This window comes from Bacillus solimangrovi, assembly GCF_001742425.1.
Taxonomy (GTDB): Bacteria; Bacillota; Bacilli; order Bacillales; family Bacillaceae_N; genus Bacillus_AV; species Bacillus_AV solimangrovi.
This window is the reverse complement of sequence record NZ_MJEH01000019.1, coordinates 36,281-50,971: the sequence shown is the minus strand read 5'-3', so window position 1 is coordinate 50,971 and position 14,691 is coordinate 36,281. Positions and strand designations below refer to the sequence as shown.

The 14,691-nt window shown below is 35.0% G+C and carries 17 protein-coding genes; 12 read left to right on the top strand and 5 right to left on the bottom strand.

Annotated elements, in window-relative coordinates; all coding sequences use genetic code 11:
- Positions 1-211, top strand: a 211-nt coding sequence (locus BFG57_RS08215; protein WP_069717001.1) for a YkuS family protein, incomplete at its 5' end; no start/stop codon positions are given.
- A gap of 220 nt (positions 212-431) precedes the next feature.
- On the opposite strand, the gene BFG57_RS18335 is transcribed toward BFG57_RS08215, so the two are convergent.
- Positions 432-1,004 (bottom strand): helix-turn-helix domain-containing protein, encoded by a 573-nt coding sequence (locus tag BFG57_RS18335; protein WP_083249135.1) that lies wholly within the window; start codon positions 1,002-1,004, stop codon positions 432-434.
- 229 nt (positions 1,005-1,233) lie between these two features.
- Here BFG57_RS18335 and BFG57_RS08205 point away from each other — a divergent pair, with 229 nt between their 5' ends.
- The 9 genes from BFG57_RS08205 (at position 1,234) to BFG57_RS08165 (ending at position 8,715) form a co-directional block, all read left to right on the top strand.
- A complete protein-coding gene (locus BFG57_RS08205; protein ID WP_245676725.1) occupies positions 1,234-1,959 on the top strand; it encodes an AzlC family ABC transporter permease in 726 nt (241 codons plus the stop codon).
- Positions 1,952-2,269, top strand: coding sequence for an AzlD domain-containing protein (locus tag BFG57_RS08200; protein WP_069717000.1), 318 nt, complete (start codon positions 1,952-1,954; stop codon positions 2,267-2,269). The genes BFG57_RS08205 and BFG57_RS08200 overlap by 8 nt, the downstream gene beginning before the upstream one ends.
- Positions 2,270-2,435: 166 nt before the next feature.
- Positions 2,436-2,825, top strand: a complete 390-nt coding sequence (locus tag BFG57_RS08195) for a MerR family transcriptional regulator (RefSeq protein ID WP_069716999.1) — start codon at positions 2,436-2,438, stop codon at positions 2,823-2,825.
- The gene (locus tag BFG57_RS08190) at positions 2,825-4,027 is read left to right on the top strand and encodes an MFS transporter (protein ID WP_069716998.1); all 1,203 of its coding nucleotides are present in this window, start codon (positions 2,825-2,827) and stop codon (positions 4,025-4,027) included. Before BFG57_RS08195 ends, BFG57_RS08190 begins: the two co-directional genes overlap by 1 nt.
- A 179-nt stretch (positions 4,028-4,206) precedes the next feature.
- Complete coding sequence (locus BFG57_RS08185; RefSeq protein WP_069716997.1) at positions 4,207-5,079, top strand: Cof-type HAD-IIB family hydrolase; 873 nt, start codon at positions 4,207-4,209, stop codon at positions 5,077-5,079.
- A 39-nt stretch (positions 5,080-5,118) separates the two neighbouring features.
- Positions 5,119-6,093, top strand: coding sequence for a LacI family DNA-binding transcriptional regulator (locus BFG57_RS08180; protein ID WP_069716996.1), 975 nt, complete (start codon positions 5,119-5,121; stop codon positions 6,091-6,093).
- A gap of 199 nt (positions 6,094-6,292) precedes the next feature.
- Positions 6,293-6,982: a 5-oxoprolinase subunit PxpB gene (pxpB, locus tag BFG57_RS08175; RefSeq protein ID WP_245676724.1), complete on the top strand. Its 690-nt coding sequence runs from the start codon at positions 6,293-6,295 to the stop codon at positions 6,980-6,982.
- A gap of 21 nt (positions 6,983-7,003) precedes the next feature.
- Complete coding sequence (locus BFG57_RS08170; protein WP_069716994.1) at positions 7,004-7,774, top strand: 5-oxoprolinase subunit PxpA; 771 nt, start codon at positions 7,004-7,006, stop codon at positions 7,772-7,774.
- Positions 7,771-8,715, top strand: coding sequence for a 5-oxoprolinase subunit C family protein (locus BFG57_RS08165; RefSeq protein WP_069716993.1), 945 nt, complete (start codon positions 7,771-7,773; stop codon positions 8,713-8,715). Before BFG57_RS08170 ends, BFG57_RS08165 begins: the two co-directional genes overlap by 4 nt.
- Positions 8,716-8,772: 57 nt before the next feature.
- On the opposite strand, the gene BFG57_RS08160 is transcribed toward BFG57_RS08165, so the two are convergent.
- Together BFG57_RS08160 and BFG57_RS08155 are read right to left on the bottom strand one after the other, a co-directional pair.
- Positions 8,773-9,150, bottom strand: coding sequence for a hypothetical protein (locus BFG57_RS08160; protein ID WP_069716992.1), 378 nt, complete (start codon positions 9,148-9,150; stop codon positions 8,773-8,775).
- 92 nt (positions 9,151-9,242) lie between these two features.
- Entirely contained in the window at positions 9,243-10,088 is an 846-nt protein-coding gene (locus BFG57_RS08155) for a mechanosensitive ion channel family protein (protein WP_069717004.1), read from the bottom strand.
- 484 nt (positions 10,089-10,572) lie between these two features.
- On the opposite strand from BFG57_RS08155, the gene BFG57_RS08150 reads away from it, so the two are divergent.
- Together BFG57_RS08150 and BFG57_RS08145 are read left to right on the top strand one after the other, a co-directional pair.
- Positions 10,573-11,031 (top strand): TlpA disulfide reductase family protein, encoded by a 459-nt coding sequence (locus tag BFG57_RS08150; protein WP_069716991.1) that lies wholly within the window; start codon positions 10,573-10,575, stop codon positions 11,029-11,031.
- Positions 11,032-11,298: 267 nt separating this feature from the next.
- Complete coding sequence (locus tag BFG57_RS08145; protein WP_069716990.1) at positions 11,299-11,967, top strand: potassium channel family protein; 669 nt, start codon at positions 11,299-11,301, stop codon at positions 11,965-11,967.
- Between the two features lie 168 nt (positions 11,968-12,135).
- Here the strand turns inward: BFG57_RS08145 and rnjA are convergent, their stop codons facing one another.
- Entirely contained in the window at positions 12,136-13,803 is a 1,668-nt protein-coding gene (gene rnjA / locus BFG57_RS08140; protein WP_069716989.1) for a ribonuclease J1, read from the bottom strand.
- A gap of 3 nt (positions 13,804-13,806) precedes the next feature.
- Complete coding sequence (locus BFG57_RS08135; RefSeq protein WP_069716988.1) at positions 13,807-14,016, bottom strand: DNA-dependent RNA polymerase subunit epsilon; 210 nt, start codon at positions 14,014-14,016, stop codon at positions 13,807-13,809.
- Positions 14,017-14,691: the final 675 nt, after the last annotated feature.

The following is a 14,691-nucleotide window of genomic DNA, read 5'->3' as shown; positions in this document are numbered from 1 at the left end:
AAAAACGTTATCACTTCAAGAAAAAGGTTATGACATTGTACAATTAAAACAAGAACAAGATGCAAATGAATGTGATTGTTGCGTAATAACTGGTCAAGACAAAAATATGATGGGTATGTCAACTGCAGTTACAAAAGGTGCTGTTATCGAAGCACGAGGTATGACAGCTGATGAAATCTGTCAAGCAGTTGAACAACGTTTTCCACAGTAATCCATACTTAGAACAAGGCGAAATCAGATGATGATTTCGCTTTTTTTATTAAATAAAGCCATCATCAATGGATTTTCGTCACGCTCAATAACTATACAATGATTTACCGATGTTATTTTATACTCAAGTTTGAAGTAAAGTTGATCTTTTCTATAGTGACTTAAGTTCTGAGATGTTTTGTTCAAATGTAATGAAACGAGTTCTTGAAGTGATAACGTTTTTAACGATTATTATAAGAAATAACAAAGTGCAAAATGGTTAATGTTTCGGAAGGGTTAACATATTTATGGGAACGATCCGCTCTAAAACGAATCGAGTCGTGCTCATCTAAGTGATAAGTGTTCCCGTCTACTTCAACTGTTAATCGGCCTGCCATAACCGTAACATATTCAATAACTCCATGTTGGTGTGCCTCAGAGAAATATTGTCCCAGAGGTTGTATGTATCCTCGGTAAAACTCCATTGATCCATGAGTTTGAAACAATGGCTCGACGACAAACACATCGTTTGAACTTGTTAGTCTCAATCCATCCTTCTTTCGTGCAATCGTAACTTCAGGTTCGATAGACAGTAGCGTAGTGATCGGGATATTAAGCCCATTTGCAATTTTCCAGATCACAGATAATGTGGGATTCGCTTCACCATGTTCAATTTTGATTAACGTTAATTTACTTACCCCGATTTGTTGTGCAAACGTCTCTATACTGAATCCTTTACTCGTCCGAAATTGGCGTAAATTCACTCCGATTTGTTTACCCACATTCTCTTCATCGAAAGGTTTTCCTACGTTCATTTGCTCCTCCTTAGCGTATAATGATTAGGTTATATATTATAATATACTAAAATTAAATTATAATATACAAAAATACCGAATATATATTATAATAAACAAAAAGTTAATTATAATTTATTGTTTAGTTTCTTTTTTACACATCAGAAATTAAAGTCGTTGAGTTCATTGTTAGTAGGATGTATTAAGTGGAGAAGTTGTAATTTACAGAAAGGAAGTAACGCTATACTGCTTGTCTAAAATATTGGGATGTGGAGCTGATCTTAAATTGAGTAAAACAAATGAGACGATTAAATTAGGTTGTTTGGAGGCTATGCCACTAGCACTTGCAATTGCAACGTATGGGTTATCTTATGGTGTTCTCGCAACACAAGCAAATTTAAGTTTAGTAGTTTCTGTAGTCTTTTCTATTCTCGTATTTTCTGGTTCTTTACAATTGGTAACAGTAGCAATGTTGTCGACTGGAGCAAGTGTAGCAAGTATAGTAATTGCTTCAATGTTGCTAAATTTACGTAATTTATTATACGGAGCAGCATTAGCTGAAGGACTTAGCACTGCAAAAAGGTGGAGATGGTTATTGGCTTTTGGTGTGTCAGATGAACCATTTGTTTTGGGAAGTACAAGGTTTAAAAAATTTGGACCAGATCCACTCTATTTTGGGGTAGTTACGGTTACATTTTATATAGCTTGGATTCTATCTTCGTTTATTGGGGCATTAATTGGAAACCAAATTGACCCGCAAAAATGGGGGTTAGATTTAGCTTTTCCAATAACATTTGTTGCTCTCTTAATCCCAAGCCTAATCGATAAGCCAATCATTACAACAGCGTTAACTGCTGCTCTAATCGCAATTGGATTTGAATATATGATGCCAGGTAATGAATTTACAATAATTGTTACTGGTGTTTTGGCACCGCTTATAGGTCTTTATTTACAGAGGAGGTTGCAACATGTTTAACAACTGGATTTTGATTGGGTTATTATCACTTTCAACATATATATCACGTATCGTCGGAGTTGAAGTAATGGCAGAGAGAAAAATGAGTCCAACGTTACGTGTGTATTTTAATTACGTGCCAGTAGCCATCATCTCGGCTCTTATTATCAAACAAATTTTTGTACCTGTTGATGGTCAACTCATCATTTCGATTCCGGTACTTGTCGGCTGTGTTGTTACTGCAATAGCGATTAAAACAATGAAGTTGTTTCTTCCTTCTGTATTATTGGGTGCCATTATTGGATTAATGACACGTTATTTTATGATGTGATATGTCGTTTGCTATGTATCTACAAATAATATTATAGCCAAATTTAAAATAGGTTCGGTTTACAAAGCTTTTTTTAATGAGAAATTATTTGTTATTTATTGACTATAACACTAATGTCATACTTTAAAATAAGATAAAAGATTTGAAAAAAAGGAGGTATTTCTCAGTGAGGATTAATGAGTTATCCAAAATGACAGGTGCTAGCATTCGTTCTATAAGGTATTACGAGAAGAAAAAATTAATTACGTGTATACGTCTTGAAAATGGTTATCGGGATTTTGACGAAACAGCTGTCGAGTTAATTAAACAAATTCAGTTGTATTTAGGTTTAGGTCTAACTACTACTCAAATTGAAGCTATTTTAACTTGTAAAACTCAAAACGTACAGCCCGAAATGGATAATCTATGTGAAGAGTTGCTAGAAACATATGAAAGCAAATTATTTGAACTGAGTGAACAGATTAACAATTTGACTACAGTAAAACAACGTTTAGAAAAGGAAATTAACGTTTTTAAAAGCCGAAAGGAAAATCACAGGAATGTGAAAGTTAAATAATGAGAGAAAATAAGAATAAGTTGTTATTACCTGTTTTAGCGATATGTTCATTTTTAGTTGGTTTTGATTTAATAGTAACGATCCCACTCATCCCATTGATAGTTAATGATACTGATATGTCCATTGAGCTAGGTGGTTTATTAGTGACATTGTATGCTATTTCATATGCTGTGTCTGCTCCGATTCTAGGAGTATTATCTGATCGTCTAGGACGAAAGAAAATGCTGTTATTAGGTATTTTGATTTTTGCTGTGGCAACAGGTTTCACGGGGTATGCTGACAGTTTTACACTATTGATTGCTTTTCGTATTTTGTCAGGTATCGGTGCAGGAATGATTGAACCGGGTGTACTAGCAATTGCTAGTGACAATTATTCTTATGAACGGCGTGGACGTGCGATTGGAATTGTAACAGGTGCTCTTATTTCAGCATCAATTATTGGAGTGCCTGTAGGAAGTTATATAGCGGAAACATTCAACTGGCGTTGGACCTTTTGGCTAATAAGTTTGATCTCATTGATTACTTTAATAACTGTTCCGATAGTAATTTCAAACGATCATTCATTAAACAATGCCAAAAACGATTCAATTATGAGCATATTTCTGCAACTCAGAAACGCCTCAAAAAAATCGTCAGTAGTGTTGGCTTTATTAGCAACGCTTTTATATTATGGTGGTTTACAAGGAATGTTTGTAAATGTTGGAGTGTTTTATAGCTCCTATTATGATTTAACTGCTGGACAGATTGGCTTGGTTCTAATGATTGCTGGTCTTGGTAGTGTTGTTGGTAGTGTTTTTGGGGGAAGAATAGTAGATAGATTCGGGAAAAGGACGATTATTCTTTTTTCTAGTGTTTTCGTAGCTATTTTAGTTATAACCCTTACATGTATAACAAAAAATCTAGTTGTAGCTATTTTGATTAATGTTCTTTGGGCAACTATTTATGGATTAGGTCAAACTGCTTTGAATTCATTAATTTCAGAATTAAACCCTACGGTGAGGGGTGCATTAATGTCACTTAATAGCTCTGCCATGTACATTGGCTCAGCATTATTTACAGCTATAGCGGCTACTTTACTATATACAGGTAGTTTTCTGTGGGTTGGAATTTTATGTGGTGCAGCAAATGGTATCGTTTTTCTGATCAGTTTTGTTATACGTGAACGAACGTTAAATACTAATCATCAAGTTCAATCTTATTAATAACATATAGATTGTCACTTCAAAGCTCAAGGAAGTGATGAAATTTTAAGTGGAGTGAATGATAATTTTTGGTTAAATTTCCCTATTACCAATCGTTAATTGTAAAATTTTATCTTGCTATGAAACGCGTACCATATTCTATAATGCATTTATCTACTAATAGGAATGAGGTATGAATAGTGAAAGTCATAGCAATCGATCTAGACGGTACGTTATTATTAGAAGATGAATCAATTGATGAAGAAAATATAAAAGCAATAAAACATGTACAAGAACAAGGTGATATTGTTTCAGTCGCAACAGGTAGAGCTTTGTTGGATGTTCAGCATATAACAAATAAATATGGGTTAAGTATGCCTATTATTGCTTCAAACGGAGCACAAATTTACATAGATAATCATCAAGTTCAAGAACAAGTAATGAGCAACACGGCTATTCAGCCTATAATAAAGTGGTTGAATGATGAAAAGATGTATTATCAAATATATTTATCCGATAAAATCGTTGTACATGAACATGCTTTGGATTACCTTGAGGAGCAATTGTTTGATGTAGTAAAACGAAATCCTAACTTTCATGTACGATCATTTTGGGATGCGATCAGAGCTCAACGATTCCAATATGGTCTGCAAAAGGTGGAAAAACCAATTCAGCCAACAAGTTACGACCAAGTTATTAAAATAATGGTAGTATCTCCTGATGTCATAAAGCTAAATTTAGCAAAAAGCTATTTTAGTATGATAGATGGGTGTGCCATTTCTAGTTCAGGTACATTCAATATAGAAATAATGAAAAAAGGTGTAGATAAAGGAAGCGCCTTACAATATTTATGTGAATATTGCAAAGTTCCAGAGAAAAATACAATGGCCATAGGGGATAATGAAAATGATATTCCGATGTTTTTAGTTGCTGGTACAGGAATAGCTATGGAGAATGCTACTGAATCACTCATAAAACATGCATCATCTAAAACGTTATCAAACGATCAGTCTGGAGTAGCCCATGCATTGTATCACTATCTTCACAAAGATAAAATTGTGATAAGAGGATAATTTATATTGTTTGAATCATTGTTGGAAGGAATAGTTTGAATGACTAACATAACAGACATAGCTAAAAAGGCTGGCGTTTCACGGACGACGGTATCTCGAGTACTAAATAACCATCCTTATGTAAAGCCTGAAAAACGGGATGTTGTTTTACAAACTATTGAGGATTTGAATTACGTTCCTAACTTGAATGCGATTAATCTTTCTAGAGGAAGGACAAATATAATTGGAGTGATCATACCGAGGATTAATCACCCCTATTTTAGTAGTTTGATTGAAGGGATTGGTGAGCAATGTCATAAGTATGATTACAGCTTACTTGTCTATCAATCTCACAATAACTTAAGTAGAGAATTATTATTTTTCGATATGTTAAAGAACAAACAGATAGACGGCATAATTATAGGATCGTGTACACTTCAAGCTACAGCACTAAACGAAATGTCGCATTTTGGTAATATTGTTTCGTGTGAATATTCTGATACAAGTAGCATTGCTCAAGTATTTGTAAAACATGAAGAAGGAATTCATATGGCAGTCGATCATTTAAGGGACAGAGGACATCAGAAAATTGGTCTATGTATAGGGAATTCTCGTAGTGGTGTTGGTATGAGTAGAAAAAAAGCGTTCTTTGACTTGCAAAACAAACATAGATTCATATGGAGAGATGATTGGTATTATAAGGATCAATATACAATCGAAGATGGCTTCCAGATAGCGAGAAATATGCTAGGACAACAAGAACGTCCAACGGCGTTAGTTGTAGGAAGTGATCAAGTAGCAGCGGGGATATTATATGAATTAAGAGAACAAGGGGTATCAGTTCCCGGTGAATTTGCAATCGTCGGATTTGATAATCAACCAATCTCAAAAATAGCGGAGCTCACTACGATTTATCAACCGGTTCAAAAAGTTGGTAATATAGCAGTTGACTTGTTACAAAAGTTAGCTCTTCAGAAAGATGTACCACACGTTACACAATTAGATTTGCAATTAATAAAACGAAACACAACATAAAAAGAATCACATCAAGTGGTTCTTTTTATGTTGTGTTTAAAGTGAATTTTAAGTAGAGCATAAATGAGTATTCTATTCAAATAATTAATTAAATTATCAGTTTTTTTATTCATTTGAAGTGAACATTAGTAGCGAAGTGAATTTTCATAATGTTATGATAAATGAGTGAGGATTGTTAAGTTGCTAGAGGTGAAGCATGTTGATAAAAACTATACAACCACTTGGTGATATGGGAATTCGTCTATCGTTTGGAGAGATAATATCCAAGGAACTGAATGCTCAAATTCGTCGTTTTCATATGTATATAAAGCAAGAAGCAATTAAAGGTGTCATAGAGAGTGTTCCTGCATATACGTCACTTACTATCTATTATGATCCGTTTGTGGTGAACTATGAAACTCTTGTTATGAAGTTAGAAGAAATAGAACAACATATTGATGACATGGAGCTACCATCTGCTGAATTAATTGAAATTCCAGTATTATATGGTGGTGAGTTTGGACCTGACCTTCATGATGTAGCTGAGCATAATATGTTAACGAAAGAGCAGGTCATTGAAAGACATCAGACTCCAGTTTATCGTATTTATATGTTGGGTTTCATGCCAGGCTTTCCTTACCTCGGTGGCATGGATGAAAGGATTGCGACACCGAGACTTGATAATCCTAGACTACATATACAACCAGGTTCAGTTGGAATTGCTGGATTTCAAACAGGTATCTATCCGTTAGCAAGTCCAGGGGGATGGCGCATCATTGGACGAACGCCTGTTAAGCTATATGATCCAACTGCAAATAATCCAATCCTATTGTCAATGGGAGACTCCATTAAATTCGTATCAATTACTAAGGAACAATATAAGAAATTAGCTGCTTGTTCTTCAAAATAGACAGGGGAAGGGGGAAGAGAGATGAAAACGATTGATTTGAATTGTGATTTAGGTGAAAGTTTTGGTGCTTATGTGATTGGAAATGATAAGGAAGTTTTGCGATCTATTACATCAGCTAACATTGCTTGTGGTTTTCATGCAGGTGATCCATCGGTAATGAGACAAACAGTTCAACTTGCAAGAGAATACGGTGTTAACATCGGTGCTCATCCAGGTTTTCCTGATTTAGTTGGTTTTGGACGAAGGGAGATGAAGGTAACACCAATAGATGTATATAACAACATCGTTTATCAAGTTGGTGCTCTTCAAGCATTTGCACGTATTGAAGGCTTACCTGTAAAGCATGTTAAACCGCATGGTGCTTTATACAATATGGCGACTAAAGATGCCGCATTAGCAAAAGCTATTGCCCAAGCTGTTCACGATGTTGACAGCTCCTTAATATTGTATGCGCTTGCGAATAGTGAATTAGCTCTAGCAGGTGAAAAATATGGGTTAAGAGTTGCAAATGAAGTATTCGCTGATCGAACTTATCAAGCAGATGGTTCATTAACACCAAGGACAGAAGTAAATGCACTTATTACAGATGAAAATGAAGCAATTACTCGTGTCATTCGAATGGTTCAAGAAGGGAAAGTCAGAACAGTGAATGGTACAGACATTGATATACAAGCAGACACTGTTTGTGTACATGGAGACGGACCTAAATCATTATTGTTCGTACAAGGGTTGAGAAGAGAATTGAAAGAGGTTGGAATTATCGTGCAGACGATTGGAGAGCACTCTTCATGAAAAATGCAATCTTTAACGTAATAAAACCAGGCTTATTATCAACTATCCAAGATGTTGGGAGATTGTCATATCAAGAATATGGAATTAGCCAAGCCGGTGCAATGGATCAATATTCGTTGCAAGTGGGTAACATTCTTGTTGGTAATGACAGAAATGCTGCGGCACTGGAAATCACGATGTCAGGTCCAAAACTAGAAGTATTATCAAATGCAATTATTGCGATAACAGGAGCGGATTTGTCACCTACTTTGAATGGAGAAAAAGTACAAACGTGGCGTAGTTTTGAGGTGGAAAAAGGTCAAATCCTTGAGTTTGGCAAACCTCTATCTGGTATTAGAGCTTATATTTGTGTTAATGGAGGAATTGATGTTCCAGAAATTTTGAATAGCCGTTCAACATATTTAAAAGCAAATCTTGGTGGAATGGGTGGAAGGGAATTATGTAGTGGTGATATCATTCAAGTTTATCCGAGTAATAAGGTTGTCGTGTCTGGACGAATGCCTCATTATGAGTTAATTCCGACTTATGAGCATAGCATTGTGTTACATGTTATAGAGGGTCCACACGTAGACTATTTTACTGAAGAGGGGATAAAGACGTTTTTTCAGTCAGAATATACCGTCACACAAAAAGCAGATCGAATGGGGTACCGTTTGAAGGGTGATATAATCACACATGTTGATCAAGCAGATATACTCTCGGATGCAATTCCTTTCGGTGCGATTCAAGTTCCAGCAAATGGACAACCTATTCTCTTAATGGCAGACCGCCAAACAACAGGTGGATATTCGAGAATTGGTACTGTAATAAGTGTAGACATTCCGATTGCTGCACAATTACAGGCGGGAGATGTAGTAAGGTTCAAACGTATTTCTATCGATAAAGCGCAAAGATTGTATATACAAAGAGAGAAATTATTACGTCAATTAGAGAAAGGATAAAAAAAGAGAAACCGCTTAAGTTGGTTTCTCTTTTTTTAAACTAGTTACTATTGTCACTTATAGTTCTTTACGATAAATAAACGTAATTAAAGCAAATAAGATAAAGCTGATGAGTAAGAATACTCCACCACCAATATATAGTGTTGTTGTAATTGCGGTGTCTTTTAATAGATCAATATACATACCTATCGGTAAGACAAATGCACCAATGATTCCTGTAATCGCTTGAGCATTAGCAAGTTTGCTAGTAGCTGGAATCGGAAATAATTTGTAAAAAGCACCAAATGCGAATAGACTAAGCCAGCCTACAACGAGAATATGAGCGTGCATAGGACGCATTGCGTAATTCAAAGATCCCGCCATATGCGAACCCATGAATGTACCTACTAGAGCTGCAAGTGCTGATGCTTGTATTAACATACGAGTTCGATTCATAGATTATTGTTCCCCCTGTTATTAATCATAACCTATGATTATCTTAGCGCAAATGAAATGAGATTTCAAAGGTAAACATTGTGATTGTGTTATTAATTGTTTTCTGTTTCATTTCGATATAAAGTAACTTGATGTGGAAACGGAATTTCAATTCCATTTTCGTCTAATGTTACTTTTAATAGTTTGCGCAAGTCGCGTTCAACTGCCCATTGTTGCATGTTTTCAGTTTTGGCAATAACTCGAATGACTACGTCAGACGCACCGAATGTTTGTACACCGAGTACGTTAGGACCTTCTTTAACAAATTCATTTTCAGTAGCAAATTTGTCACAAGCTTGTTGCATGATATCAATCGCATGATCGATGTTGTCATTATATGAAATACTCATATCAACAAGTGCTCGCATATTTCCACGAGAGTGATTACTTAACGAAGTTATTTCACGGTTAGGAATGTAATTCAAAGTACCATCAAAGCTACGCACTTTAGTTGTTCGTAAACCAACCTCTTCAACGATGCCTTCATAACCAGCAGCCGTTATATAATCATCAACATCAATTTGTCTTTCCAGTAATAAGAAGAAACCAGTTACAACATCACTTACAAGTCCTTGCGCACCGAAACCGATCGCAAGCCCAGCAATTCCAGCGCTAGCTAGAAGGGGAGTAGGATCTAGACCGAAAGAATCAAGTAACATTAATCCAAAGACAAACATTAGTGTATATGATATAACATTTGTTGTTAACCCTTGCAATGTTCGTGCTCGTCCAATAGAGACATTCTCTCTTTCGCTATACTTATCAAAAGATGTCGTTATAATTTTCTTTAGTAGAGATTTTGCAATCGAATAGGCAATATAAATTATAATCACATCTAGTAATAAATTTCCTGCATCTTTCAAAAGTGTTTCGACATTGATATTTTTAACAGTACTCATTATGTCCATTATATTTTCAATCCTTTTTTTATGTATCGTATGTTAATTCGTGTGAATTTCGAACTTATTAATTTATGAAATGCTATAAAGTTTTTAGGAGAACAATAATCTAACTGGCTTAACTATTTTTTTGTGCTTTTACTTAGTAATAATCACTAACGTTTCACTAGTTAGTTACCACAAAGCTTTTTGCTACTTAAATTTATTCGGTTTTTTCCGTTTAAAAACGGGGGTCTTAGATAAAATTTATTTAAACCACAAATTAAAATTATTATAATTTAATGTTGACTATAAAATGATAACTGTTTTATAATTATTATAGCAATTCGTAATATGGAAGTGAACTTATATATACTATAATAGTATACTTCTCAAGGATGAGTGTAAAACATTTGCATAAAGCAGATGTTTTATAAGACAATACTACATATATATGAATTACTCTTAATTGATAATATGAGTAAGAGAATTGGAGGAATCAATAATGAGATTACGTGCAGAAATGCCAGAACTCAATGGTGCTACAGAATGGTTGAATGGAGAAGTGAAGAAAGCAGATTTAATTGGCGAACGCCCTACGCTTATTCATTTTTGGTCAGTAAGTTGTGGACTTTGTAAAGAAGCGATGCCAAATGTAAATGAATTTCGTGACGAATATAAAGAGGAATTAAATGTAATTGCAGTGCATATGCCTCGTTCTGAAGATGACCTTGACATTGAGAAGGTTAAAGAGGTTGCGGCAGAGCATGATATTACACAACCAATTTTTGTTGATAGTAAGCATGCTCTAACGGATGCTTTTGAAAACCAATACGTTCCTGCTTATTATGTTTTTGATAAGTCTGGTGTACTTCGTCATTTCCAAGCTGGTGGTAGCGGTATGAAAATGCTTACAAAACGTGTGAATCGCGTACTTAGTGAAAACAAAAAAGACGAAGAATAAGATTTAAAGCTTGTCAACGTATATGTTGGCAAGCTTTTTTATTTTAGCTTGTTTTTCATTTAAAATAAAAGACAAGAAGAGCATTTTTAAGTAGGAGTATGTTAAAATGCTGTTTAGGGGTCAGCTTCTAAAATGAGTTGATTACTCGGACATTGATTTGGATGCTATTATTTGTGTTATTACGTATAATTGTCTATGAAGAATGAAAGTAAAATATTGAACATTTATTTCTTATGATATAGATAGGCGTAAACTGGAGGAATCGTAATGAAGAAGGAATTTGCGGTTGTAGGCTTAGGTCGTTTTGGAGGTAGTATTTGTCGTGAACTTGCTAAACAAGGTATGGATGTACTTGCAATAGATATGGATGAAGACAAAGTGAATGAATATGCTGATATTGCTACACATGCAGTAATGGCGGATTCAACAGACGAGAATGTGTTGAAAAGTCTTGGGATACGAAATTTTGATCATGTTATTGTCGCTATTGGAGATAATATTCAAGCAAGTATTCTCACGACACTGATGCTTAAAGAACACGGTGTAAAGAATATTACGGTAAAAGCACAAAATGATTACCATGAGAAAGTGCTAAACAAAATTGGAGCGGACAAAGTTGTTCATCCAGAGCGTGATATGGGAAAACGAATTGCACATAACATTGCTTCTAATAGCGTGTTAGATTATTTAGAGCTTTCCGATGAACATAGCATCGTAGAGTTAATTGCAAATGAAGCAATGGACGGTCGAACGTTGATTGATCTTGATATTCGTGCGAAATATGGCTGCAACATTGTAGCTTATAAGCGTGGGAAGAACATCGCAGTCTCTCCTCAACCAGATGAAGCAATTCATAAAGGTGATATCCTAATTGTTATTGGGATGGATAAAGATATCAATAGACTTGAGAAAAATTTATTAAATGAACCAATATAAAATAAAAATTCTAATAAATCGCTTCTCTAGTTATACCATTTTCAACTAATACTCAGATTTCTAATTGAAGAATGATCGTTTGATAAAATGGGGTAACTGTAGGAGATGTAAGCACTATAAAAAAATAAATAAAAAAGGACGGCTTTGTATGCCGTCCTTTTTTATTTATTAAATTTCCATAATAATTGGTAAAATCATTGGTTTACGCTTTGTTTTCTCATATAGGAATGGTGCAAGGGTATCAGTGATTTCATTCTTAATTTCAGCCCACTGCGTTGTACGACGTTCCATAACGCCATCTAAGTGCTTTGCAATTAAGCTTTGAGCATCATTAATTAAGTCTCCAGACTCACGCATGTAGACGAATCCTCTAGAAATAATATCAGGGCCTGCTTTGATTTTGAACTCTTTCATATCGATTGATACGACTACAACGACAAGACCTTCTTCAGATAAGATACGTCGATCACGTAATACGATATTACCGATATCGCCGATTCCACTACCATCAACATAGATAGAACCTGATGGGATCTTACCAGCAACTGCAGCTTCACTTTCACCTAGTGCTAATACTTCACCATTGTCCATAATGAATGAATTCTTTATAGGGATACCACAATCTTCTGCAAGCTTTCGGTGCATGACTAACATGCGGTATTCACCGTGGATTGGCATAAAATATTTCGGTTGGATAAGTCGTAGCATAAGCTTTTGTTCTTCTTGTCCACCGTGACCAGATGTATGAATATCATTTAATGCACCATGAATAACTTCTGCACCAGCACGATATAATTTATTAATCGTACGGCTTACACTGACAGTATTACCAGGGATAGGTGATGAACTGAAAACGACCGTATCTCCAGGAATAATTTGAATTTGACGATGAGTACCGTTGGCGATACGTGACAGTGCCGCCATTGGTTCACCTTGGCTTCCTGTACATAAGATCGTTACTTTGTCGGCAGGAAGGCGACTAATTTGGTGTGAATCAATAAAAGTGTTTTTTGGTGCGCGAATATAGCCTAATTCTTGTCCGATTGTAATAGCTGCTTCCATACTACGTCCAAACACAGCAACTTTACGGTTATGCATGACGGCAGCTTCAACAACTTGTTGTAAGCGGTGAATGTTTGAAGCAAATGTTGCAAAAATGATACGTCCATCAACTTTACGGAAGATATCATGGATGCTTTCACCAACTTTACGTTCAGACATAGTGAAATCAGGAATTTCACTATTCGTACTATCGGATAGTAAGCATAGTACACCTTCCTTACCGATCTCAGCCATCTTAGTTAAGTTTGCTGGTTCACCAACTGGTGTAAAGTCAAACTTGAAATCTCCAGTATGAACAATATTACCTGGAGGTGTCTTAACAACAATTCCATAAGAGTCAGGAATACTATGGGTTGTACGGAAGAACGTTATAGATGTTTTACGGAATTTGATAATATCATCTTCCTTAATTACATTGAGTTTTGCTCTTCGTAATAAACCATGCTCTTCTAATTTGTTTTTAATAAGGCCAATTGCAAGCTTACCGCCATAGATCGGGATATTAATTTGTCTTAATAGATAAGGGATACCACCGATATGGTCTTCATGTCCGTGCGTTACGAATAGACCTTTGATTTTATCTTGATTTTTTAATAAATACGTGTAGTCAGGGATGACATAGTCGATACCTAGCAATTCGTCTTCCGGAAACTTAATGCCAGCATCAATTAAAATAATTTCATCTTGGAATTGTACAGCGTATGTGTTCTTACCGATCTCACCAAGTCCGCCTAATGCAAACACAGCGGTTTGGTCATTTTTCACAAACTTCATAAATTAAAAGTTCTCCACTTTGAAATCATCAGATTGTTGTTCATATTCTAAGTGGCTTCCGGAAATTGGTTGAATAAATTCAATGTTTAAGTTCTTTTCTTTTAATTTGTTACGTACATCACGTTCAGCTTCAGCCTCAATGTAGAGGGAATTTGTTCGTTCACGAACAGGAGCTTCTTCTTTTCGCTCCTGAAAGAAAACTTTGTAAATCATAGTCAATCTCTCCTTAATTTTCGATTTTCCTTATCTTTGTACCATTATAAAGCAATTTTTCTTTGTTTTCATGTATTTTCTTACGTTAACATAGGTTTCAGAATATTCTTTTTGAAAAAATACACTAAAAAGCTTATTAAGTCGATGCCAACTTACTATGACATAATTAAAAATACATCGCTAGTATCATATTTGTAGTCTTTCTTTTTTGCAAGCTAAAATTACCGTTCGTCCTCCATTTTTATGCGATTGTTTTTTTTCGTAATAGACCTTTCATCCGCTCACGAAGTTTACGCTTTAACTTCTTAAACATATCTTCATTCATCTCCTTTTTAAAAATTATTTAAACTTATAAGAATGATTAAGTAAGCGTTAAACTCTTTCTTAAGAGACGTATATACGTATAGTATGAGGGATTTTACGAGTGTTAATAGTGGATAATTGTTCCTGTTAAATGAATTGTATAATCTGAAGTATTGTTCGTTAAGGAGTAATGCTGATTTAAATGTGAAAATGGTTTTATAATAGAATTTCTATATTTACTATTATAACATGCAGATAGAATGCAATTATAGACAATAAGGGGTTGTCTGCATAAAAACTAAGTAATGATTTTTTTTGTGAACGCGAAATTTCAAGTAAAATCTGATTGAGGTTATAAGTGATTTAGTCATT

Coding starts and splice junctions, on each gene's coding strand:
- BFG57_RS08135 (WP_069716988.1), bottom strand. CDS start 14,016: ATGATTTACAAAGTTTTCTTTCAGGAGCGAAAAGAAGAAGCTCCTGTT.
- rnjA (WP_069716989.1), bottom strand. CDS start 13,803: ATGAAGTTTGTGAAAAATGACCAAACCGCTGTGTTTGCATTAGGCGGA.
- BFG57_RS08180 (WP_069716996.1), top strand. CDS start 5,119: ATGACTAACATAACAGACATAGCTAAAAAGGCTGGCGTTTCACGGACG.
- BFG57_RS18335 (WP_083249135.1), bottom strand. CDS start 1,004: ATGAACGTAGGAAAACCTTTCGATGAAGAGAATGTGGGTAAACAAATC.
- BFG57_RS08150 (WP_069716991.1), top strand. CDS start 10,573: ATGAGATTACGTGCAGAAATGCCAGAACTCAATGGTGCTACAGAATGG.
- BFG57_RS08200 (WP_069717000.1), top strand. CDS start 1,952: ATGTTTAACAACTGGATTTTGATTGGGTTATTATCACTTTCAACATAT.
- BFG57_RS08160 (WP_069716992.1), bottom strand. CDS start 9,150: ATGAATCGAACTCGTATGTTAATACAAGCATCAGCACTTGCAGCTCTA.
- BFG57_RS08165 (WP_069716993.1), top strand. CDS start 7,771: ATGAAAAATGCAATCTTTAACGTAATAAAACCAGGCTTATTATCAACT.
- BFG57_RS08170 (WP_069716994.1), top strand. CDS start 7,004: ATGAAAACGATTGATTTGAATTGTGATTTAGGTGAAAGTTTTGGTGCT.
- BFG57_RS08145 (WP_069716990.1), top strand. CDS start 11,299: ATGAAGAAGGAATTTGCGGTTGTAGGCTTAGGTCGTTTTGGAGGTAGT.
- BFG57_RS08190 (WP_069716998.1), top strand. CDS start 2,825: ATGAGAGAAAATAAGAATAAGTTGTTATTACCTGTTTTAGCGATATGT.
- BFG57_RS08155 (WP_069717004.1), bottom strand. CDS start 10,088: ATGAGTACTGTTAAAAATATCAATGTCGAAACACTTTTGAAAGATGCA.